The 21390-nt window shown below is 56.4% G+C and carries 21 protein-coding genes; 17 read left to right on the forward strand and 4 right to left on the reverse strand.

Features of this window, described 5'->3' with window-relative positions; translation table 11 throughout:
• The first annotated feature begins 44 nt into the window (after positions 1 to 44).
• Together recQ and rhtC are read left to right on the forward strand one after the other, a co-directional pair.
• Positions 45 to 1874, forward strand: a complete 1830-nt coding sequence (recQ, locus tag L3069_RS00990; RefSeq protein ID WP_032626543.1) for an ATP-dependent DNA helicase RecQ — start codon at positions 45 to 47, stop codon at positions 1872 to 1874.
• Positions 1875 to 1935: 61 nt separating this feature from the next.
• Entirely contained in the window at positions 1936 to 2556 is a 621-nt protein-coding gene (gene rhtC, locus L3069_RS00995; RefSeq protein ID WP_006179256.1) for a threonine export protein RhtC, read from the forward strand.
• Here rhtC and rhtB read toward each other — a convergent pair.
• Positions 2553 to 3173 (reverse strand): homoserine/homoserine lactone efflux protein, encoded by a 621-nt coding sequence (gene rhtB, locus L3069_RS01000; protein WP_038415047.1) that lies wholly within the window; start codon positions 3171 to 3173, stop codon positions 2553 to 2555. The genes rhtC and rhtB overlap by 4 nt on opposite strands.
• Positions 3174 to 3284: 111 nt before the next feature.
• On the opposite strand from rhtB, the gene pldB reads away from it, so the two are divergent.
• From pldB to L3069_RS01015, 3 genes are all read left to right on the forward strand, one after another.
• A complete protein-coding gene (gene pldB / locus L3069_RS01005; RefSeq protein ID WP_023299049.1) occupies positions 3285 to 4277 on the forward strand; it encodes a lysophospholipase L2 in 993 nt (330 codons plus the stop codon).
• Positions 4278 to 4308: 31 nt separating this feature from the next.
• Positions 4309 to 5109: a sugar/pyridoxal phosphate phosphatase YigL gene (gene yigL / locus L3069_RS01010; protein WP_038415048.1), complete on the forward strand. Its 801-nt coding sequence runs from the start codon at positions 4309 to 4311 to the stop codon at positions 5107 to 5109.
• An 82-nt stretch (positions 5110 to 5191) separates the two neighbouring features.
• The gene (locus L3069_RS01015; RefSeq protein ID WP_003860795.1) at positions 5192 to 6091 is read left to right on the forward strand and encodes a carboxylate/amino acid/amine transporter; all 900 of its coding nucleotides are present in this window, start codon (positions 5192 to 5194) and stop codon (positions 6089 to 6091) included.
• On the opposite strand, the gene metR is transcribed toward L3069_RS01015, so the two are convergent.
• Positions 5979 to 6932, reverse strand: a complete 954-nt coding sequence (gene metR / locus L3069_RS01020; RefSeq protein ID WP_015570000.1) for an HTH-type transcriptional regulator MetR — start codon at positions 6930 to 6932, stop codon at positions 5979 to 5981. The genes L3069_RS01015 and metR overlap by 113 nt on opposite strands.
• A 116-nt stretch (positions 6933 to 7048) precedes the next feature.
• Between metR and metE the strand changes: the two genes are divergently transcribed.
• The gene (gene metE, locus L3069_RS01025; RefSeq protein ID WP_100167766.1) at positions 7049 to 9310 is read left to right on the forward strand and encodes a 5-methyltetrahydropteroyltriglutamate--homocysteine S-methyltransferase; all 2262 of its coding nucleotides are present in this window, start codon (positions 7049 to 7051) and stop codon (positions 9308 to 9310) included.
• A 47-nt stretch (positions 9311 to 9357) separates the two neighbouring features.
• On the opposite strand, the gene L3069_RS01030 is transcribed toward metE, so the two are convergent.
• Positions 9358 to 10164 carry a dienelactone hydrolase family protein gene (locus L3069_RS01030; protein WP_023299052.1) on the reverse strand — a complete coding sequence of 269 codons (807 nt, stop codon included), beginning with the start codon at positions 10162 to 10164 and terminating at the stop codon, positions 9358 to 9360.
• A 259-nt stretch (positions 10165 to 10423) separates the two neighbouring features.
• On the opposite strand from L3069_RS01030, the gene udp reads away from it, so the two are divergent.
• From udp to tatD, 9 genes are all read left to right on the forward strand, one after another.
• Positions 10424 to 11185: a uridine phosphorylase gene (gene udp, locus L3069_RS01035; RefSeq protein ID WP_003860792.1), complete on the forward strand. Its 762-nt coding sequence runs from the start codon at positions 10424 to 10426 to the stop codon at positions 11183 to 11185.
• 139 nt (positions 11186 to 11324) lie between these two features.
• Complete coding sequence (gene rmuC, locus L3069_RS01040) at positions 11325 to 12782, forward strand: DNA recombination protein RmuC (protein ID WP_023299053.1); 1458 nt, start codon at positions 11325 to 11327, stop codon at positions 12780 to 12782.
• Positions 12783 to 12848: 66 nt separating this feature from the next.
• Positions 12849 to 13604 carry a bifunctional demethylmenaquinone methyltransferase/2-methoxy-6-polyprenyl-1,4-benzoquinol methylase UbiE gene (gene ubiE, locus L3069_RS01045; RefSeq protein ID WP_022646673.1) on the forward strand — a complete coding sequence of 252 codons (756 nt, stop codon included), beginning with the start codon at positions 12849 to 12851 and terminating at the stop codon, positions 13602 to 13604.
• A 13-nt stretch (positions 13605 to 13617) separates the two neighbouring features.
• On the forward strand, positions 13618 to 14223 hold the full coding sequence (gene ubiJ, locus L3069_RS01050) for a ubiquinone biosynthesis protein UbiJ (protein ID WP_022646674.1): 606 nt from the start codon (positions 13618 to 13620) through the stop codon (positions 14221 to 14223).
• On the forward strand, positions 14220 to 15860 hold the full coding sequence (gene ubiB, locus L3069_RS01055; protein ID WP_022646675.1) for a ubiquinone biosynthesis regulatory protein kinase UbiB: 1641 nt from the start codon (positions 14220 to 14222) through the stop codon (positions 15858 to 15860). Before ubiJ ends, ubiB begins: the two co-directional genes overlap by 4 nt.
• Positions 15861 to 15936: 76 nt before the next feature.
• A complete protein-coding gene (gene tatA, locus L3069_RS01060) occupies positions 15937 to 16191 on the forward strand; it encodes a Sec-independent protein translocase subunit TatA (protein WP_022646676.1) in 255 nt (84 codons plus the stop codon).
• Between the two features lie 3 nt (positions 16192 to 16194).
• Positions 16195 to 16737 carry a Sec-independent protein translocase protein TatB gene (gene tatB, locus L3069_RS01065; protein ID WP_038415050.1) on the forward strand — a complete coding sequence of 181 codons (543 nt, stop codon included), beginning with the start codon at positions 16195 to 16197 and terminating at the stop codon, positions 16735 to 16737.
• A gap of 2 nt (positions 16738 to 16739) precedes the next feature.
• On the forward strand, positions 16740 to 17510 hold the full coding sequence (tatC, locus tag L3069_RS01070) for a Sec-independent protein translocase subunit TatC (RefSeq protein ID WP_022646678.1): 771 nt from the start codon (positions 16740 to 16742) through the stop codon (positions 17508 to 17510).
• Positions 17511 to 17551: 41 nt separating this feature from the next.
• A complete protein-coding gene (tatD, locus tag L3069_RS01075; RefSeq protein ID WP_032626531.1) occupies positions 17552 to 18334 on the forward strand; it encodes a 3'-5' ssDNA/RNA exonuclease TatD in 783 nt (260 codons plus the stop codon).
• Here the strand turns inward: tatD and rfaH are convergent.
• Complete coding sequence (rfaH, locus tag L3069_RS01080; RefSeq protein WP_032626529.1) at positions 18331 to 18822, reverse strand: transcription/translation regulatory transformer protein RfaH; 492 nt, start codon at positions 18820 to 18822, stop codon at positions 18331 to 18333. The two genes, tatD and rfaH, sit on opposite strands and share 4 nt — an antisense overlap.
• A 172-nt stretch (positions 18823 to 18994) precedes the next feature.
• Between rfaH and ubiD the strand changes: the two genes are divergently transcribed.
• Together ubiD and fre are read left to right on the forward strand one after the other, a co-directional pair.
• Complete coding sequence (gene ubiD / locus L3069_RS01085) at positions 18995 to 20488, forward strand: 4-hydroxy-3-polyprenylbenzoate decarboxylase (protein ID WP_088581798.1); 1494 nt, start codon at positions 18995 to 18997, stop codon at positions 20486 to 20488.
• A gap of 39 nt (positions 20489 to 20527) precedes the next feature.
• Positions 20528 to 21229 carry an NAD(P)H-flavin reductase gene (gene fre / locus L3069_RS01090; protein WP_003860778.1) on the forward strand — a complete coding sequence of 234 codons (702 nt, stop codon included), beginning with the start codon at positions 20528 to 20530 and terminating at the stop codon, positions 21227 to 21229.
• Positions 21230 to 21390: the final 161 nt, after the last annotated feature.

A 21390-nucleotide genomic window follows, 5' to 3' on the forward strand; every position in this document is an offset into this window, starting at 1 on the left:
CGCTGAAAATAGCGCCTGTTTCATTTCTGGCATATGGGGTTAACGTGGCGCAGGCGGAAGTATTGAATCAGGAATCGCTGGCTAAACAGGTTTTGCATGAAACCTTTGGCTACCAGCAGTTCCGTCCTGGCCAGGAAACCATCATTGAAACCGTGCTGGAAGGCCGCGATTGCCTGGTGGTCATGCCGACCGGCGGCGGAAAATCGCTCTGCTATCAGGTGCCCGCGCTGGTACTTAATGGCCTGACGGTTGTGGTCTCCCCCCTTATTTCCCTGATGAAAGACCAGGTCGACCAGCTGCTTGCCAACGGCGTGGCGGCGGCCTGTCTTAACTCGACGCAAACCCGCGAGCAGCAGCAAGAGGTGATGGCCGGGTGCCGCACCGGGCAGATCCGCCTGCTGTATATCGCGCCAGAGCGCCTGATGCTGGACAACTTCCTCGACCACCTGGCGCACTGGAACCCGGTGCTGCTGGCGGTGGATGAAGCGCACTGTATCTCCCAGTGGGGGCACGATTTCCGCCCGGAATATGCCGCCCTCGGCCAGCTGCGTCAGCGCTTCCCTGAGCTGCCGTTTATGGCGCTTACCGCCACGGCGGATGACACCACGCGTCAGGACATCGTTCGCCTGCTGGGGCTGAAAGACCCCTATATTCAGGTCAGCAGCTTCGACCGGCCGAACATCCGCTATATGCTGATGGAAAAATTCAAGCCGCTGGATCAGCTCCTGCGCTACGTGCAGGAGCAGCGCGGCAAGTCCGGCATCATCTACTGCAACAGCCGCGCGAAGGTGGAAGACACCGCTGCGCGTCTGCAAAATCGCGGCTTTAGCGCGGCGGCATACCATGCCGGGTTAGAAAACCACATCCGCGCCGACGTTCAGGAAAAATTCCAGCGCGACGACCTGCAAATCGTGGTCGCAACGGTGGCGTTCGGGATGGGGATCAACAAGCCCAACGTGCGCTTTGTGGTGCACTTTGATATCCCGCGCAATATCGAATCCTACTATCAGGAAACCGGCCGCGCCGGGCGTGATGGCCTGCCTGCGGAAGCGATGCTGTTTTACGATCCGGCGGATATGGCGTGGCTGCGCCGCTGTCTCGAGGAGAAACCGCAGGGGCAGTTGCAGGATATCGAACGCCACAAGCTTAACGCGATGGGTGCCTTCGCCGAAGCGCAAACTTGCCGCCGTCTGGTACTGCTCAACTACTTTGGTGAAGGGCGACAGGCGCCGTGCGGCAACTGCGATATCTGCCTCGACCCGCCGAAGCAGTACGACGGTCTGATGGACGCGCGCAAAGCGCTCTCGACTATCGGACGCGTTAACCAGCGCTTTGGGATGGGCTACGTCGTCGAAGTGCTGCGCGGGGCTAACAACCAGCGTATCCGCGACATGGGGCACGACAAGCTGCCGGTTTACGGCATCGGGAAAGACCAGAGCCACGAGCACTGGGTAAGCATCATCCGCCAGCTGATCCATCTCGGCTTTGCCACGCAAAATATTGCTCAGCACTCTGCGCTTCAGCTTACCGAAGCGGCGCGACCGGTCCTGCGCGGTGAGGTTGAACTGAAGCTCGCCGTTCCGCGCGTCGTCGCCCTGAAGCCGCGCGTGATGCAGAAATCCTACGGCGGCAACTACGATCGCAAGCTGTTCGCCAAGCTGCGCAAGCTGCGTAAAGCGATTGCGGATGAAGAGAACATCCCGCCATACGTGGTGTTCAATGACGCGACGCTGATCGAGATGGCCGAGCAAATGCCACTCAGCGCCAGCGAGATGCTCAGCGTCAACGGCGTCGGCACGCGCAAGCTGGAGCGCTTTGGTAAAGAGTTTATGGCGCTTATCCGTTCCCACGCTGATGGTGATGATGAGGAGTAGTCAGCCGGGCGAAAAAGTGCCAGGATGATGAATCACTACATTATTTCCCCGCGAGCTAATTATGTTAATGCTATTTCTCACCGTGGCGTTAGTGCACATCGTTGCGCTGATGAGCCCTGGCCCTGACTTCTTCTTCGTGTCACAAACGGCCGTCAGCCGCTCCCGCAAAGAGGCGATGATGGGTGTGCTCGGTATCACCATGGGCGTTATGGTCTGGGCGGCGGTTGCGCTGCTTGGTCTGAACCTGATCCTGGCGAAAATGGCGTGGCTGCATAACATCATCATGGTTGGCGGCGGTCTGTACCTGTGCTGGATGGGCTACCAGATGCTGCGCGGGGCGCTGAAGAAAGAAGAGAAAAAGCCGGAAGAGCCAAAGGTTGAGCTGGCAACGGGCGGCCGTAGCTTTGTGAAAGGGCTGCTGACTAACCTGGCGAACCCGAAAGCGATTATTTACTTCGGCTCTGTGTTCTCGCTGTTTGTGGGGGATAACGTCGGTGCGGGCGCGCGCTGGGGGATCTTCCTGCTAATCGTTGTTGAGACGTTCGCCTGGTTTACCGTTGTGGCAAGCCTGTTTGCTTTACCGGCGATGCGTCGCGGCTACCAGCGCATCGCGAAGTGGATCGACGGCTTTGCCGGCGCACTGTTCGCCGGCTTCGGCATTCATCTCATCATTTCTCGCTAAGCATGACGCGCTGACGCAAGCAGCGCGCCAACCAGCATAAACAGCGAACCAAAGACTTTGTTCAGGGCCTTCATCTGCTTAGGCCCTTTGATCCACGCCGCAATTCGCTGCGCCAGCGTCGCGTAACCAATCATCACAATGATATCGACAATAATGGTGGTCGCGCCCAGCACCACGTACTGCATCACCTGGGGCTGATGCGGCACGATAAACTGCGGGAACAGGGCGGCGAGGAACACAATGCTTTTCGGGTTGGTCAGGTTAACGAATACCGCGCGCTTAAACAGGTGGCCGCGTGATTGCGTCCGGGAGAGCGTATGCAGATCAATCGAGCCTGCGGCGCGCCACTGCTGAATGCCCAACCAGATAAGATACGCTGCGCCAGCCCATTTCAGCACCTCGAAGGCCAGTACCGAACGGGAGAACAGCGTGCCCAGACCAATCCCCACCAGCACAATGTGAATGCCAAGCCCTGTCTGTAAACCGGCAATTGACGCCGCCGCGCCGCGATAGCCGTGATTAATGGAGGTGGTCATGGTGTTGATTGCGCCCGAGCCAGGTGAAAGGCTGAGGATGATGGATGTCAGCAGGTAAGCGAACCACCACTCGAAGGTCATTTGAAACTCCCGGATCGTCTGTTTTTATGCCACAATACGCTATTGTTGAGTCATTTTGTGACCGGTGACGAAAAAAACGATATTCCCTGAATTACGGGGGGTGGAAACCCAATGTTTCAGCAGAAAAAGGACTGGGAAACACGAGAAAACGCATTTGCTGCTTTCTCCATGGGGCCGCTGACCGATTTCTGGCGCCAGCGTGAGGAAGATGAGTTTATGGGCGTCGGGGATATCCCGGTACGCTTCGTTCGTTTCCATGATGAAAAAAATGACCGGGTGATTGTGGTTTGCCCCGGGCGCATCGAAAGCTATATCAAATATGCCGAGCTGGCGTATGACCTGTTCCATCTGGGCTTTGATGTGTTAATTATCGACCATCGCGGGCAGGGGCTTTCCGGCCGGATGCTGCCGGATACCCATCGCGGCCACGTGGATAACTTCAGCGATTACGTCGACGATCTGGCCGCGTTCTGGCATCAGGAAGTGCAGCCCGGACCGTGGCGCAAGCGTTATATTCTTGCCCACTCCATGGGGGGCGCGATCTCGACGTTGTTTTTGCAGCGCCATAAGCACCAGTGCGACGCCATTGCGCTGACCGCGCCGATGTACGGCATTGTGATACGTTTTCCTGACTGGATGGTGCGCCATCTTCTCGACTGGGCTGAGGGCCATCAGCGCATTCGTGAAGGCTATGCCATAGGAACAGGACGCTGGCGGGCGTTGCCGTTTGCCATCAACGTGTTAACCCACAGTCGGCAGCGTTATCGCCGCAACCTGCGTTTTTATGCCGATGAACCGCGTCTGCGGGTCGGCGGCCCCACCTGGCACTGGGTGCGGGAAGGTATTCATGCCGGTGAGCAGGTGCTGGCGGGCGTAGGCGATGATGACACGCCGACGCTCCTGATCCAGGCGGAAGAAGAGCGTGTGGTGGATAACCGCATGCATGACCGCTATTGTGAACTTCGCGCCGCGGCGGGCCATCCCTGTGAAGGGGGTAAACCGCTGGTCATCAACGGTGCGTACCATGAGATCCTTTTTGAAAAGGACGCTATGCGCTCAGTCGCGCTCAACGCCATTGTTGAATTTTTCAACAGGCATAACTGATTATTGTTTTCCACCAGAGGTTGAAATCCCTATGTACCAGGTTGTTGCATCTGATTTAGATGGCACGCTGCTTTCCCCCGACCACACCCTGTCGCCTTATGCGAAAGAGACCTTAAAACTCCTGACTGCCCGTGGCGTGAACTTTGTGTTCGCCACCGGCCGCCACCACGTGGACGTGGGGCAGATCCGCGATAACCTGGAGATCAAGTCGTACATGATCACCTCCAACGGTGCGCGCGTACACGACACGGACGGCAACCTGATTTTTACCCACAATCTCGATCGCGACATCGCCACTGATTTGTTCGGCATTGTGCATAACAACCCGGATATCGTCACTAACGTTTACCGCGACGACGAGTGGTTTATGAACCGTCATCGCCCGGACGAAATGCGTTTCTTCAAGGAAGCCGTCTTCAACTACTCCCTGTATGAACCGGGTTTGCTGGATCCTGAAGGGATCAGCAAGGTGTTTTTTACCTGCGAAAGTCACGAAGCGCTGCTTCCGCTGGAGCAGGCGATCAACGCCCGCTGGGGAGACCGCGTGAACGTGAGCTTCTCCACGCTGACTTGTCTGGAAGTGATGGCGGGCGGGGTGTCCAAAGGTCACGCGCTGGAAGCGGTCGCGAAGCGTCTGGGCTTTGATCTGAAAGACTGCATCGCGTTCGGCGATGGCATGAACGATGCCGAGATGCTCTCCATGGCGGGCAAAGGCTGCATCATGCAGAACGCGCACCAGCGCCTGAAAGATCTGCACCCGGAGCTGGAAGTGATTGGCACCAACACAGACAACGCGGTACCTAAGTATTTGCGCAAACTGTTCCTTGAATAATCTTCATTTGATTATTTATTGTTCAGATGTCAACTAAAGAGTTCGCTACAATGCCTCTCCTTCTTTCTGAGAGACAAGCATTGTGGCGCTACTCATTATCACCACTATCCTGTGGGCCTTCTCCTTTAGCCTGATTGGCGAATACCTTGCCGGATCGGTCGACAGCTACTTTTCGGTGCTGATGCGTGTGGGGCTGGCGGCGCTGGTGTTCCTGCCGTTCCTGCGTACCCGCGGGCAATCGCTGAAAACCATTCTGCTGTATATGCTGGTGGGCGCGATGCAGCTCGGCATCATGTACCTGTTCAGCTTCCGGGCTTACGTCTACCTCTCCGTCTCGGAATTTCTGCTCTTTACCGTGCTCACGCCGCTCTATATCACGCTGATTTACGACCTGCTCAGCAGGCGCCGCCTGCGCTGGGGATATCTGCTGAGCGCGGCGCTGGCAGTCATTGGCGCGGCGATAATTCGCTATGACAAGGTGAGCGATCACTTCTGGACCGGGCTGATGTTCGTCCAGCTCGCCAATATCAGCTTCGCCATCGGGATGGTGGGCTACAAACGCCTCATGGAGACCCGCCCGATGCCGCAGCATAACGCGTTTGCGTGGTTCTATATGGGCGCGGCGATTGTCGCGATTGCGGCATGGTTTATGCTCGGCAACCCGCAAAAGCTGCCAACCACCCCCGTGCAGTGGAGCGTTCTGGTCTGGCTGGGCGTGGTGGCCTCGGGGCTGGGCTACTTTATGTGGAACTACGGCGCGACGCAGGTAGACGCCGGAACGCTGGGGATCATGAACAACGTGCACGTGCCGGCGGGGCTACTGGTGAACCTCGCCATCTGGCAGGAACAGCCGCACTGGCCGAGTTTCCTTATTGGGGGAACGGTGATCCTGGCTTCGCTGTGGGTACATCGCCGCTGGGTCGCTCCGCGCTCCGCACAAACGGAAGATGGTCGCACGCGTGGTTCCGCGCTGAGCGAATAAACGCTTCCGTAATCGGCTGACGCTGCTCGCCGTCGCGCACGGCGGCGTACAGCCGGCTCCACAGTCCTTCACCCAGGGTTTTGGTAACCACCAGACCCTGGCGTTCAACCGTCTCGACCACCCAGTGCGGCAGCGCCGCAATTCCCATTCTGGCCGCCACCATCTGAATTAACAGCAGCGTGTTATCCACGCTTTTCAGCTGTGGGCTGATGCCTGCGGGTTGCAGGAAATGGCGCCAGATATCCAGACGACTGCGCTGTACCGGATAAATCAGCAGCGTCTCCGTTGCCAGATCTTCCGGCGTGATACGCGTTTTGGCGGCCAGCGGATGGTCCGGGGCCAGCACCAGACGCACCTCAAAATCAAACATTGGCGAATAGTGCAGACCGCTGCGCGGCAGAATATCTGAGGTCATCACCAGATCCAGCTCACCCTGCTGAAGCGACGGCTGCGGATCAAACGTGACGCCGGACTTGAAGTCCATTTCCACCTGCGGCCACTTCTGGCGGAAGTTCTCAAGCGCGGGGGTCAGCCACTGAATACAGCTGTGACACTCAATGGCGATGCGCAGGGTGGTCTGCTGCGGCTCGTTGCAGGACTGCAACGCGCTGGCAATCTGCGGCAGCACCTGGTTCGCCAGCTGAAGCAAAATTTCGCCCTGCGGCGTAAAGCGCAAAGGCTGGCTCTTACGCACAAAAAGACGAAAGCCGAGGCGTTGTTCCAGATCGCTGAACTGGTGAGAAAGGGCAGACTGAGTCTGGTGCAGCGTGGCCGCTGCCGCCGCAAGAGAACCGCAGTTCCGCAACGCTTGTAGCGTTTTCAGGTGTTTAATCTCGATCATGAAAGTCCTTCACTTCGGCATGAACATATTGCGCTTGAGGAATATACAGTACCTGCCAATTATAGAAGTGTAAACATCTGGACGTCTAAATAACGAATTTCTACAAGGGGTATGCCATGACAATCCGCACTCACACTCTCGGTTTCCCTCGCGTTGGCCTGCGTCGCGAGCTGAAAAAAGCGCAAGAAAGCTACTGGGCGGGTAACGCCACCCGCGAAGAACTGCTGGCCGTGGGACGCGAGCTGCGCGCCCGTCACTGGGATCAGCAAAAACAGGCGGGCGTAGACCTGCTGCCGGTGGGCGATTTCGCCTGGTACGACCATGTTCTGACCACCAGCCTGCTGCTTGGCAACGTGCCGGCTCGTCATCAGAACAACGATGGATCGGTGGATATCGATACCCTGTTCCGCATCGGCCGTGGCCGCGCGCCAACGGGTGAGCCAGCGGCAGCGGCGGAAATGACCAAGTGGTTCAACACCAACTATCACTATATGGTGCCGGAGTTCGTTAAAGGCCAGCAGTTCAAACTGACCTGGACCCAGCTTCTGGATGAAGTGGACGAAGCGCTGGCGCTGGGTCACCAGGTGAAACCCGTGCTGCTGGGGCCGATAACCTACCTGTGGCTGGGCAAAGTGAAAGGTGAACAGTTCGACCGCCTCAGCCTGCTGAACGACATTCTGCCGGTTTATAAGCAGGTGCTGATTGAGCTGGGCAAACGCGGCATTCAGTGGGTGCAAATCGATGAACCGGCGCTGGTGCTTGAGCTGCCGCAGGCGTGGCTGGACGCCTTCAAACCGGCGTATAACGCGCTCACCGGGCAGGTGAAGCTGCTGCTGACCACCTACTTCGAAGGCGTCACGCCGAACCTGAAAACCATTACCGCGCTGCCGGTTCAGGGTCTGCACATTGACCTCGTTCACGGCAAAGACGATGTAGCAGAGTTGCACAAGCGTCTGCCAGTGGACTGGCTGCTCTCTGCCGGTCTGGTGAATGGTCGTAACGTCTGGCGTGCCGATCTCACCGAGAAATATGCACAAATTAAAGACATAGTCGGTAAACGTGAATTGTGGGTGGCCTCTTCCTGTTCCCTGCTGCATAGCCCGATTGACCTGAGCTTGGAGACCCGACTCGACCCTGAGGTGAAAAGCTGGTTTGCCTTCGCCCTGCAAAAGTGTGAGGAGCTGGCTCTGCTGCGCGACGCGTTGAACAGCGGCGACACGGCAGCGATTAGCGACTGGAGCGCTCCGATCCAGGCGCGCCGTCACTCGACGCGCGTGCATAACCCGGCAGTGGAAAAACGTCTGGCGGCCATCACCGCCCGGGACAGCCAGCGCCAGAGCCCGTATGAAGTGCGCGCCGAAGCCCAGCGTGCGCGCTTTAACCTGCCCGCGTGGCCGACCACGACAATCGGCTCCTTCCCGCAGACTACCGAGATCCGCAGCCTGCGCCTGGACTTCAAAAAGGGCAATCTGGATGCGAATCACTACCGCACCGGTATTGCGGAACACATCAAACAGGCGATTATCGAGCAGGAACGTTTAGGTCTGGACGTGCTCGTGCACGGTGAAGCCGAGCGTAACGACATGGTGGAATACTTCGGTGAGCACCTGGACGGGTTTGTCTTTACCCAGAACGGTTGGGTGCAGAGCTACGGCTCCCGCTGCGTGAAGCCGCCGGTAGTAATCGGCGACGTCAGCCGCCCGGAAGCGATTACCGTGGAGTGGGCGAAGTATGCCCAGTCTCTGACCGACAAACCGGTAAAAGGCATGCTGACGGGTCCGGTGACCATTCTCTGCTGGTCGTTCCCGCGTGAAGACGTAACCCGGGAAACCATCGCCAAACAGATCGCCCTGGCGCTGCGCGATGAAGTTGCGGATCTGGAAGCGGCCGGGATTGGCATCATTCAGATCGACGAACCTGCGCTGCGTGAAGGTTTGCCGCTGCGTCGCAGCGACTGGGATGCTTACTTACAGTGGGGCGTGGAGGCGTTCCGCCTCAACGCGGCTGTCGCGAAGGACGATACGCAGATCCACACCCACATGTGTTACTGCGAATTTAACGACATCATGGACTCCATTGCCGCGCTCGACGCCGATGTGATCACCATCGAGACCTCGCGTTCAGACATGGAACTGCTGGAGTCGTTCGAAGAGTTCGACTACCCGAACGAAATCGGGCCGGGCGTATACGACATTCACTCCCCGAATGTGCCAAGCGTGGAGTGGATTGAATCGCTGCTGCAAAAAGCGGCCCAGCGCATCCCGGCGGAACGTCTGTGGGTAAACCCGGACTGCGGCCTGAAAACCCGTGGCTGGCCTGAAACCCGCGCGGCGCTGGCGAACATGGTGCAGGCGGCGCAGAATTTGCGTCAGGCTTGATGAAATGTAGGCCCGGTCAGGCGTAGCCGCCACCGGGCTTTTTGCTTTTACGCTTTTTTCCCGCCGTACTGGCTAAACCATGTCAGCATCCGCTGCCAGCCATCTTTCGCCGATTCCGCGTGATAGCTCGGACGATAATCGGCATTAAAGGCGTGCCCGGCTTCCGGATACACCACAATTTCCGCCTTCGCGTTTGCCGCCCGCAACGCATGGCGCATGGTCTCGACCGTATCAAGCGGGATCCCGGTATCCTGACCGCCATAGAGCCCCAACACAGGCGCATTTAAATCCGTGGCAATATCAACAGGTTGCTTCGGTGAATTCAGCGTTTTTTCACCCACCAGCTTGCCGTACCAGGCCACGGCCGCTTTAAGCTGCGGGTTATGCGCGGCGTACAACCAGCTAATGCGTCCGCCCCAACAGAAGCCAGTCACCATCAGACGATGCGCATCGCCACCGTTGCGCGCTGCCCAGCTGGCAACGTGGTCGAGATCGGCCAGCACCTGCGCGTCCGGCACTTTGCTGACCAGGTTGCTGAACAGCGTCGGGATGTCGCTGTAATCATTCGGATCGCCCTGACGGAAATAGAGTTCCGGCGCAACGGCCAGGTAACCTTCCAGCGCCAGACGGCGGCAGAGGTCGCGAATATGTTCATGAACGCCAAATATTTCCTGCACCACGATCACGATGGGCAGCGGGCCATCGGCGGATTTTGGCCTCGCGTGGTACGCTGGCATGTTCTCTCCCTGGGAGGGAATGGAGGTCTCGCCTGCGGTAATGGCCTCTTCAGGGGTTGAGACGATGGTTGAAGCATGCGGGGCCGCAGCAGGTGCAAAACCGGTTTTTTCAGTCATGGCATTCTCCGTACCAATGAATGGATTAGCGCAAAGATAAATATAGACACCAGGTTAACAACCCACAGTGCCTTATAGCGTCTATCTTTTGTGCAGCACCCGGCGATATAACTTGTTAATGTGATGTGAATCACCATTTTATGGAAATTAACTGCAATCATTTTCATTCATGGTGAGGTGTGTCACGAAATAATGCACATTGCTTCTGTAAAGTACCGTTTTACTTCTTCTGACAAACCGACCCACAGAGGAGTCACCTATGTCTAAGTCTGATGTTTTTCATCTCGGCCTCACTAAAAACGATTTACAAGGGGCTACGCTTGCTATCGTCCCTGGCGATCCTGAGCGTGTGGAAAAGATCGCCGCGCTGATGGATAAGCCGGTTAAGCTGGCAGCGCATCGCGAATTCACCACCTGGCGCGCAGAGCTGGACGGTAAAGCGGTGATCGTGTGCTCTACCGGTATCGGTGGCCCGTCTACCTCTATCGCCGTTGAAGAGCTGGCACAGCTGGGCATTCGTACTTTCCTGCGCATTGGCACCACAGGCGCCATTCAGCCGCACATCAACGTGGGCGACGTGCTGGTTACCACCGCATCCGTGCGTCTGGACGGGGCAAGCCTGCACTTTGCACCGATGGAATTCCCGGCAGTGGCTGATTTCGAATGCACCACCGCGCTGGTTGAAGCCGCGAAGTCCGTGGGCGCCACCACCCACGTGGGCGTCACGGCATCTTCCGATACCTTCTACCCGGGCCAGGAGCGTTACGACACCTTCTCTGGTCGCGTGGTGAGCCGTTTCAAAGGCTCAATGGAAGAGTGGCAGTCGATGGGCGTCATGAACTACGAAATGGAATCTGCGACGCTGCTGACCATGTGCGCAAGCCAGGGTCTGCGTGCCGGTATGGTGGCGGGCGTTATCGTCAACCGTACCCAGCAGGAGATCCCGAACGCTGAAACCATGAAGCAGACTGAAAGCCATGCGGTGAAAATCGTGGTTGAAGCGGCGCGCCGTCTGATCTAATTCTCTCTTCAGTGCTAAAAGGCCGACATGCTCGGCCTTTCTTTTTTGCGTAACGCCTCGCAGGAAAACCCTTTCAAACTGGACGTTCATACAGCACAATTCTATTTTGTGCGGGTTACACGTGGATGCAGGGGGCATTGTGGATATCTCAATCCTGGTTTATGCGGTAGTTGCGCTGGTGAGCGTGGGGATTGGCTGGCTCATTTGCGGCTACCAACATGCTCAGCAGAAAGCCGATCAGCTGGCAGAGCGCGAAGAGATCGTCGCCGAACTCAGCGCGACGAAACAACAGCTTGCGCTGTGTGACCACTGGCGCGATGAGTGTGAACTGCTCAATAACGAACTGCGCAATCTGCGCGACATTAACACCTCGCTGGAGGCCGATCTCCGGGAAGTGACCACCCGCCTTGAATCCACCCAACTGCACGCCGAAGACAAAATCCGTCAGATGATCAACAGCGAGCAGCGTCTTAGCGAGCAGTTTGAGAACCTCGCGAACCGCATTTTTGAGCACAGCAATCGCCGCGTGGATGAGCAGAACCGCCAGAGCCTGAACAGCCTTCTGACGCCGCTGCGTGAACAGCTGGACGGCTTTCGCCGTCAGGTGCAGGACAGCTTTGGTCAGGAGGCTCGCGAGCGCCACACGCTGGCGCATGAGATCCGTAATCTCCAGCAGCTGAATGCGCAGATGGCCCAGGAGGCGGTTAACCTGACGCGCGCACTGAAAGGTGATAACAAAGCGCAGGGAAACTGGGGCGAAGTGGTCATGACGCGCGTGCTGGAGGCCTCTGGCCTGCGTGAAGGATACGAATACGAAACGCAGGTCAGCATTGAAAACGATGCGCGCTCGCGGATGCAGCCGGATGTCATTGTTCGTCTGCCGCAGGGCAAAGATGTGGTTATCGACGCCAAAATGACGCTGGTGGCCTATGAGCGCTACTTCAACGCGGAAGATGACTATACCCGCGAAACAGCGTTGCAGGAGCATATCGCCTCCGTGCGTAACCATATCCGTCTGCTGGGCAGAAAAGATTATCAACAATTGCCGGGGCTGCGATCGCTGGATTATGTGCTGATGTTCATTCCGGTTGAGCCAGCCTTCCTGCTGGCGCTCGACAGACAGCCCGAACTGATCACCGAAGCGCTGAAAAATAACATTATGCTGGTCAGCCCCACCACGCTGCTGGTGGCGTTACGTACCATTGCCAACCTGTGGCGTTATGAGCACCAAAGCCGTAACGCGCAGCAGATTGCCGATCGCGCCAGCAAGCTGTACGACAAAATGCGGCTGTTTGTTGACGATATGTCCTCGGTGGGGCAAAGCCTGGATCGCGCGCAGGATAACTACCGCCAGGCGATGAAAAAACTCTCCTCCGGGCGCGGCAATTTGCTGGCGCAGGCGGAGGCGTTTCGCAGCCTGGGGGTGGAAGTTAAACGCGAGATTAATCCGGAACTGGTGGAGCAGGCTACGGCTCAGGACGAAGAGTTTCGTCTGCGTGAAGGCGATGGTGAGCAAAATAGCCGCAATGAAGACAATGGGTTAGCGGCGAGTTTATCCCCCGAAGCGCAGTCGGCGCGTTTCTTTCACGGTGGTTGAAACGTAGGGCAAATGCGCCCAATCTGTTACACTTCACGAACATTTGACTGATTAGCAGGCTCTGAGATGGTTGACGATTCACAAGACACAACGCACTTTGGCTTTCAGACTGTCGCCAAAGCGCAGAAAGCTGACATGGTGGCCCACGTATTTCATTCCGTGGCGGCGAAGTACGATGTGATGAATGATTTGATGTCATTTGGCATTCATCGCTTGTGGAAGCGCTTCACTATTGATTGCAGCGGCGTGCGCCGTGGACAAAAGGTACTGGATTTAGCCGGCGGCACAGGGGATCTGACCGCTAAATTCTCCCGTCTGGTTGGCGAAACCGGTCGCGTGGTGCTGGCAGATATCAACGACTCCATGCTGAAAATGGGACGCGAAAAGCTGCGTAACATCGGCGTGGTAGGCAACGTTGAATATGTTCAGGCCAACGCCGAAGCGCTGCCGTTCCCGGACAATACGTTCGACTGCATCACCATCTCCTTCGGCCTGCGTAACGTGACCGATAAAGATAAAGCGCTGCGCTCTATGTACCGCGTGCTGAAGCCGGGTGGCCGACTGCTGGTACTTGAGTTTTCTAAACCGATTATCGACCCGCTGAGCAAAGCTTACGATGCCTATTCCTTCCACGTTCTGCCGCGCATCGGCGAGCTGGTGGCAAACGATGCAGAAAGTTACCGTTATCTGGCCGAATCCATCCGAATGCACCCGGATCAGGACACGCTGAAAGCGATGATGCAGGATGCGGAGTTTGAAAACGTGGAATACTTCAATATGACGGCGGGTGTCGTCGCGCTGCATCGTGGTTACAAGTTCTGAGTGGAGGTTTCCCGTGCCCATTAAACCCTTAGTCACCGCAGGCATCGAGAATGTACTGAATGCCTTTCTGTATCGCGCCCCGGCGCTGAAAACCGCACGTCAGCGGCTTAACGGAAAGGTGCTGCGTATCGTTTTAAAAGAGTTCTCGACGCCGCTTGTGCTGGTCTTCAGCGAACGCCAGCTTGACGTTCTGGGGGAGTGGGAAGGCGAGGCTGACTGCTCGGTGATTACGCACATGAGCGTATTGCCAAAACTGCGTGACCGTCAGCAGATGACGGCGCTTATTCGCAGCGGTGAGCTGGAGGTCGAGGGCGATATTCAGGTAGTACAGAACTTCGTTGCACTCAGCGATCAGGCTGAATTTGACCCCGCGGAACTGCTGGCGCCCTATATCGGCGACATCGCGGCTGAAGGGATAAGCAAAACGCTGCGCACGGGTTCCACTTTCCTGCGTAAAGGCCTGCTCCGTCAACAGCGCTATGCTGCCGAGGTGCTGACCGAAGAGTGGCGTATGGCGCCTGGGCCTTTAGAAGTCGCCTGGTTTGCAGAAGAGACCGCGGCAGTTGAGCGCGCAGTTGATGCGTTAACCAAACGGCTTGAAAAACTGGAGGGCAAATGACGCCTGGTGAAATTCGGCGCCTCTATTTTATCGTTCGCACCTTTTTGAGCTACGGGCTCGACGAGCTTATCCCCAGAATGCGTATCACCCTGCCGCTTCGGCTTTGGCGTCGCACGCTGTTCTGGATGCCGAATCGCCATAAGGATCAGGAGCTGGGCGCACGCCTGCGTCTTGCGTTGCAGGAGCTGGGACCGGTCTGGATCAAGTTTGGGCAGATGCTCTCAACGCGTCGCGACCTTTTCCCGCCGCAGATTGCCGATCAGCTCGCGCTATTGCAGGACCGCGTCGCTCCGTTTGACGGAGAGAGAGCGAAGAAACAAATCGAAGAAGCGATGGGCAATATCCCCATCGAGACCTGGTTTGATGATTTCGACATTCAGCCTCTGGCCTCTGCCTCTATTGCGCAGGTTCACACCGCGCGCCTGAAGGAGAATGGCAAAGAGGTGGTCATTAAGGTGATTCGCCCGGATATCCTGCCGGTTATCAGAGCGGACATGAAGCTGATCTATCGCCTGGCTCGCTGGGTGCCGCGTCTGTTGCCGGATGGCCGCCGTCTGCGTCCGCTGGAAGTGGTACGGGAATACGAAAAAACGCTCATCGATGAACTTAACCTGCTGCGTGAATCGGCGAACGCCATTCAGCTGCGTCGAAACTTTGAAGACAGCCCGATGCTGTATGTTCCTGAAGTCTATTCTGACTATTGCAGTCAGAACATGATGGTGATGGAACGTATCTACGGCATCCCGGTCTCGGACGTGGTAGCGCTGGAAAAACAGGGCACCAACATGAAGCTGCTGGCCGAGCGCGGCGTGCAGGTCTTCTTTACTCAGGTTTTCCGCGACAGCTTCTTCCATGCTGACATGCATCCGGGCAACATTTTCGTCAGCTATGAGCACCCGGAAGACCCGAAATACATCGGCATCGACTGCGGTATTGTCGGCTCGCTGAATAAAGAGGATAAGCGTTATCTCGCCGAGAACTTTATCGCTTTCTTCAATCGCGACTACCGTAAGGTGGCCGAACTGCACGTGGATTCAGGCTGGGTTCCGCCAGATACCAACGTGGAAGAGTTTGAATTTGCGATCCGTACCGTCTGTGAGCCAATTTTTGAAAAGCCGCTCTCAGAGATCTCTTTCGGGCATGTTCTGCTCAACCTGTTCAACACCGCACGCCGTTTTAATATGGAAGTGCAGCCACAATTAGTTTTACTTCAGAAAACATTACTTTACGTTGAGGGCGTAGGCCGCCAGCTCTATCCTCAGTTAGACTTGTGGAAAACCGCGAAACCGTTCCTCGAATCCTGGATTAAGGATCAGGTCGGTATTCCAGCTCTGGTTCGCTCGCTTAAAGAGAAAGGCCCGTTCTGGATTGAAAAAATGCCAGAAATTCCTGAACTGGTTTACGACAGTTTGCGTCAGAGCAAGAACCTTCAGCACAGCATGGATAAAATCGCGCACGAGCTTCAATCCAGTCGCGTGCGTCAGGGGCAGTCCCGCTATCTCTTCGGAATTGGCGCGACGCTGCTGATAAGCGGCACGTTGCTGTTGATCAATCGTCCGGACTGGGAAATGATGCCAGCCTGGATTATGGCTGCCGGTGTGGTTGTCTGGCTTGCTGGCTGGCAAAAAACACGCTGAATTAGCGTCGCTATCGAGGGATTGCATACGTATAATGCGATCTGACTAATTAATCATCTATCACTGGGGAACACGCATGGGTGGTATCAGTATCTGGCAGTTAGTGATCATTGCCGTCATCGTTGTGCTGCTGTTCGGCACGAAAAAACTCGGATCAATTGGTTCCGACCTGGGCGCGTCAATCAAAGGCTTCAAGAAAGCCATGAGCGATGATGAGAATAAGCAGGAAAAAAGCGGTCAGGACGCTGATTTTACCGCTAAATCTATCGCCGATAAGCAGGACGAAGCCAAAAAGGAAGAGGCCAAACGTCACGATAAAGAGCAGGTGTAATTCGTGTTCGACATTGGTTTTGGTGAGTTACTGCTGGTCTTTGTGATTGGTTTGATTGTGCTGGGGCCGCAGCGTTTACCCGTTGCGGTAAAAACTGTCGTGGGCTGGGTGCGTGCGCTCCGTTCGCTGGCAACGACCGTGCAGAACGAACTGGCGCAGGAACTGAAGCTTCAGGAATTTCAGGACAGCCTGAAAAAGGTTGAAAAGGCGAGCATGGATAACCTGACGCCGGAGCTGAAAGCATCCATGGATGAGTTGCGCGAAGCGGCTGAATCCATGAAGCGCTCATACAGCGTTAACGATCCTGAGAAGGCGAGTGATGAAGCAAACACCATCCATAATCCGGTGGTGAAGGGCAGCGAAGAGCAGCGCGAGGGTGTGACGCCTTCCAGCGCGGAGCATCAGGCTGCTTCGCCAGAGCAATCGCCGCAGAAGCCCGAAGTGAAAAAGCAGGTGCCGCCGGAAGAGCCCGTGGTCAAAACGGCTGAGGTAAAACCCGCCGCGCCCGTTTCCGAATCATCCCCCTCGTCGAGTGATAAAGCGTAAACATGGCAGTAGATGATACTCAACCGCTGATTACGCACCTCATTGAGCTGCGTAAGCGTCTGTTAAACTGCATTATTGCGGTTTTCCTCATTTTTTTATGTCTGGTCTATTTTGCCAACGATATCTATCAGGTGGTTTCCGCACCGCTGATTAAGCAGATGCCGCTGGGCGCAACGATGATTGCAACGGACGTTGCCTCGCCGTTCTTTACCCCGATCAAGCTGACCTTCTGGGTGTCGTTGATTGCCTCTGCGCCGGTCATTTTGTATCAGGTCTGGGCATTTGTGGCACCCGCGCTGTACAGGCATGAACGCAAGCTGGTTATTCCGCTGCTGGTGTCCAGTTCGCTGCTGTTTTATATCGGTATGGCGTTCGCCTACTTCGTTGTCTTCCCGCTGGCCTTTGGCTTCCTGACGCATACCGCGCCGGAAGGGGTACAGGTGTCGACGGACATCGCCAGCTACCTCAGCTTCGTTATGGCGCTGTTTATGGCGTTTGGTGTCGCCTTCGAGGTGCCCGTCGCGATTGTCCTGCTCTGCTGGGTGGGGGTGACCACGCCTGACGATCTGCGTAAGAAGCGCCCGTACATCCTGGTAGGGGCATTTGTCGTAGGTATGCTGTTAACGCCACCGGACGTCTTCTCGCAAACCTTACTGGCGATACCCATGTACTGCCTGTTTGAAGTCGGCGTATTCTTCGCTCGTTTCTACGTCGGAAAGGGGCGTACCCGGGACGAAGAAGACGAGCCGTCTGAAGAGACCACTAAAGAATAAAACCAACCGCCCGTCAGGGCGGTTGTCATATGGGGATACGTATGTTTGATATCGGGCTTAACCTGACCAGCGCCCAGTTTGCGAAAGACCGCGATGAGGTGGTGGCGCGCGCCTTTGCCGCCGGCGTGAACGGGCTGTTACTGACGGGAACAAATCTGCATGAGAGTGAGCAGGCACGGCAGCTGGCGCAACGCTATCAACACTGCTGGTCCACCGCAGGCGTGCATCCTCATGACAGCAGCCAGTGGACGCAGGAAAGCGCTGAGGCGCTTCATCGTCTGGCGGCTACGCCAGAAGTGGTTGCCATTGGCGAATGCGGGCTTGATTTCAACCGTAACTTCTCGACGCCTGAAGAGCAGGAGAAGGCATTTACCGCCCAGCTCGCGCTGGCTGCAGAGCTGGGGATGCCGGTGTTTATGCACTGTCGCGATGCGCATGAACGTTTTCTGGCGCTACTGGACCCCTGGCTGGAGAAACTGCCAGGCGCGGTGTTGCACTGCTTTACGGGCTCCCGTCAGGAAGCGCTGGATTGCCTGAACCGCGGGCTTTACTTGGGTATCACGGGCTGGGTGTGCGATGAGCGTCGTGGGCTGGAGCTGCGCGAGCTGTTATCCGTAATCCCGGCCGATCGTTTGTTGCTGGAAACGGATGCGCCGTATCTGTTGCCCCGGGATATGCAGCCCAAACCGGCATCACGACGTAACGAACCGGCTTATCTGGGACACATTGCTGAGCGAGTGGCGTACTGGCGCGGGGAAGACGCGCAGTGGCTGGCAGCCCAAACCGATGACAACGTGCGTCGTCTGTTCGGCGTGCAGTTCTAAACTTTGCGGAAATCGGTGTTTTTAACGCTCTGCAACACCTCTTTGTTCAGCAGGTTGAGCAGCAGCATAGAACGCGCTTCACCGTCTGGTTCAGCGAAGATGGCCTGTAACCCTTCAAAAGCGCCTTCGGTGATCACCACGCTGTCCCCGGCATAAGGGGTTTCCGGATCGGTAATATCTTCAGGCTGCTGGTAGACAGAGAGCTGATGAATAACCGATGACGGTACTCTTGCCGGATGGGCGCCAAAACGTACAAAATGGCTGACGCCGCGCGTGGCGCTGATCGTCGTGGTGTGGATCACTTCGGGGTCGAACTCAACGAACAGATAGTTAGGGAACAGAGGCTCACTGACGGTCGTGCGTTTTCCACGCTGCATTTTTTCAAGCGTGATCACGGGCGTCAGGCAGTTAACAGACTGACGTTCAAGATGTTCCTGTGCGCGCTGAAGTTGCCCGCGTTTGCAATACAGTAAATACCAGGCCTGCATAATCACTCTTCCCATTGTTCGGGGCGCAAGCATACCAAAACCCTGGCGGGATCGCTAAGGTGATTATAATGGCGAAAAAGAGAGTAAGTCGTGGAAGTTCACGCTAATTTAACAAAATTACAGCATCACGCGGTCTTACGCCGTATAATGAAGCGCTTACAGAGAGGCCATGATTAACTGCATGAAATACCACGATCTACGCGACTTCCTGGCGCTGCTGGAAAAGCAGGGCGAACTCAAACGCATTACGCTTCCTGTTGATCCGTATCTGGAAATGACAGAAATCGCTGACCGCACCCTGCGCGCGGGCGGCCCGGCGTTGCTGTTTGAAAACCCAAAAGGCTACGCCATGCCGGTACTGTGCAACTTGTTTGGCACACCTCGCCGCGTGGCGATGGGCATGGGGCAGGAAGATGTCACGGCGCTGCGTGAAGTGGGCAAACTGCTGGCCTTTCTGAAAGAGCCGGAGCCGCCAAAAGGGTTCCGCGACCTGTTCGACAAGCTGCCGCAGTTTAAGCAGGTGTTGAATATGCCCACCAAACGCCTGCGCGGCGCGCCATGCCAGCAAAAAGTGCTGGAAGGCGATGCGGTTGATCTGACCAAAATTCCGATCATGCAGTGCTGGCCTGAAGATGCCGCACCGCTGATTACCTGGGGCCTCACCGTGACGCGTGGGCCGCATAAAGAGCGTCAAAACCTCGGCATTTATCGCCAGCAGCTGATTGGCAAGAACAAGCTCATTATGCGCTGGTTGTCCCACCGCGGTGGCGCGCTGGATTTCCAGGAGTGGTGCGCGGCCCATCCGGGCGAACGCTTCCCGGTTTCCGTCGCGCTGGGTGCCGATCCGGCAACCATTCTGGGCGCGGTGACGCCTGTTCCTGATACGCTGTCTGAATATGCCTTTGCAGGGCTGCTGCGCGGCACCAAAACCGAAGTGGTGAAGTGCATCTCCAATGACCTGGAAGTGCCAGCCAGCGCAGAGATCGTGCTGGAAGGTTACATTGAACAGGGCGAGCTGGCACCCGAAGGGCCGTACGGCGACCACACCGGCTATTACAACGAAGTGGATAACTTTCCGGTATTCACCGTCACGCACATTACCCAGCGTGAAGATGCCATCTATCACTCTACCTACACCGGCCGTCCACCGGATGAACCGGCGGTACTTGGCGTGGCGCTGAACGAAGTGTTCGTGCCGATCCTGCAAAAGCAGTTCCCGGAAATTGTTGATTTTTATCTGCCGCCGGAAGGGTGTTCGTATCGCCTGGCGGTGGTGACGATGAAGAAGCAGTATGCCGGTCACGCTAAGCGCGTGATGATGGGCGTATGGTCTTTCCTGCGCCAGTTTATGTATACCAAGTTTGTGATTGTCTGCGATGATGACGTCAATGCCCGCGACTGGAATGACGTCATCTGGGCCATCACCACGCGTATGGATCCGGCGCGTGATACGGTGTTAGTGGAAAACACGCCGATTGATTATCTGGACTTTGCCTCGCCGGTTTCCGGCCTTGGTTCAAAAATGGGACTGGATGCCACGAACAAATGGCCTGGCGAAACCGACCGTGAATGGGGTCGCCCGATCGAAAAAGATCCTGCCGTGACCGCGCGAATTGACGCGATCTGGGACGAGCTGGCCATAATGAATAACGGTAAGGCAGAATAAGACCGTTTAGCCCTATAGACTTCCCGACAGAGAGAGCGAATGACAACCTTAAGCTGTAAAGTGACGTCGGTAGATGCTATTACCGACACCGTATATCGCGTCCGTTTGGTTCCTGAAGCGGCATTCTCATTCCGTGCCGGTCAGTACCTGATGGTCGTGATGGACGAGCGTGATAAGCGTCCTTTCTCTATGGCCTCAACGCCAGCAGAGAAGGAATTTATTGAGCTGCATATTGGTGCGTCTGAGCTTAACCTGTACGCGATGGCCGTGATGGATCGCATCCTGAAAGAGCGTGAAATCGTGGTCGATATTCCTCATGGCGAGGCCTGGCTGCGTGAAGACGAAGACCGTCCGCTGATCCTGATTGCCGGTGGTACAGGCTTCTCCTATGTCCGCTCTATTCTGTTGACGGCGCTGGCGCGTAATCCAAATCGCGATATCACCATCTACTGGGGCGGCCGTGAAGAGAAGCACCTTTACGATCTGTCTGAGCTGGAAGCGCTGAGCGTCAATCATCCAAACCTGCGCATCGAGCCGGTTGTCGAGCAGCCGGAAGAGGGCTGGCGCGGGCGCAGCGGCACGGTGCTGACTGCGGTATTGCAGGATCACGGAACGCTGGCCGGGCACGATATCTACATTGCCGGTCGCTTTGAAATGGCGAAAATTGCCCGCGACCTGTTCTGCAACGAGCGTGACGCGCGGGAAGATCGTCTGTTTGGCGATGCGTTTGCGTTTATCTGATTGTGAGACCCGCTTCGGCGGGTTTTTCACGCTCGGGCAATAGCGCTGGTGAAAATTTAACCTTGAAATGGGCGGCGCATTGCCGTTATTCTTGTTCCCGTTAAATTTCGCCCTCAGGAGCGCCCCCCAAAAATGAACAAACACGACTGATGAATTTCGAT

The sequence above is a fragment of the Enterobacter cloacae complex sp. ECL411 genome (genome assembly GCF_021869665.1).
GTDB lineage: Bacteria > Pseudomonadota > Gammaproteobacteria > Enterobacterales > Enterobacteriaceae > Enterobacter > Enterobacter intestinihominis.

What these genes read in the sequence shown, in the direction of transcription:
- pldB (WP_023299049.1), top strand. Translation starts at nt 3,285, where the DNA reads ATGTTTCAGCAGAAAAAGGACTGGGAAACACGAGAAAACGCATTTGCT.
- tatD (WP_032626531.1), top strand. Translation starts at nt 17,552, where the DNA reads ATGTTTGATATCGGGCTTAACCTGACCAGCGCCCAGTTTGCGAAAGAC.
- fre (WP_003860778.1), top strand. Translation starts at nt 20,528, where the DNA reads ATGACAACCTTAAGCTGTAAAGTGACGTCGGTAGATGCTATTACCGAC.
- yigL (WP_038415048.1), top strand. Translation starts at nt 4,309, where the DNA reads ATGTACCAGGTTGTTGCATCTGATTTAGATGGCACGCTGCTTTCCCCC.
- metE (WP_100167766.1), top strand. Translation starts at nt 7,049, where the DNA reads ATGACAATCCGCACTCACACTCTCGGTTTCCCTCGCGTTGGCCTGCGT.
- rfaH (WP_032626529.1), bottom strand. Translation starts at nt 18,822, where the DNA reads ATGCAGGCCTGGTATTTACTGTATTGCAAACGCGGGCAACTTCAGCGC.
- ubiE (WP_022646673.1), top strand. Translation starts at nt 12,849, where the DNA reads ATGGTTGACGATTCACAAGACACAACGCACTTTGGCTTTCAGACTGTC.
- metR (WP_015570000.1), bottom strand. Translation starts at nt 6,932, where the DNA reads ATGATCGAGATTAAACACCTGAAAACGCTACAAGCGTTGCGGAACTGC.
- L3069_RS01030 (WP_023299052.1), bottom strand. Translation starts at nt 10,164, where the DNA reads ATGACTGAAAAAACCGGTTTTGCACCTGCTGCGGCCCCGCATGCTTCA.
- tatC (WP_022646678.1), top strand. Translation starts at nt 16,740, where the DNA reads ATGGCAGTAGATGATACTCAACCGCTGATTACGCACCTCATTGAGCTG.
- tatA (WP_022646676.1), top strand. Translation starts at nt 15,937, where the DNA reads ATGGGTGGTATCAGTATCTGGCAGTTAGTGATCATTGCCGTCATCGTT.
- rhtB (WP_038415047.1), bottom strand. Translation starts at nt 3,173, where the DNA reads ATGACCTTCGAGTGGTGGTTCGCTTACCTGCTGACATCCATCATCCTC.
- udp (WP_003860792.1), top strand. Translation starts at nt 10,424, where the DNA reads ATGTCTAAGTCTGATGTTTTTCATCTCGGCCTCACTAAAAACGATTTA.
- ubiB (WP_022646675.1), top strand. Translation starts at nt 14,220, where the DNA reads ATGACGCCTGGTGAAATTCGGCGCCTCTATTTTATCGTTCGCACCTTT.
- rhtC (WP_006179256.1), top strand. Translation starts at nt 1,936, where the DNA reads ATGTTAATGCTATTTCTCACCGTGGCGTTAGTGCACATCGTTGCGCTG.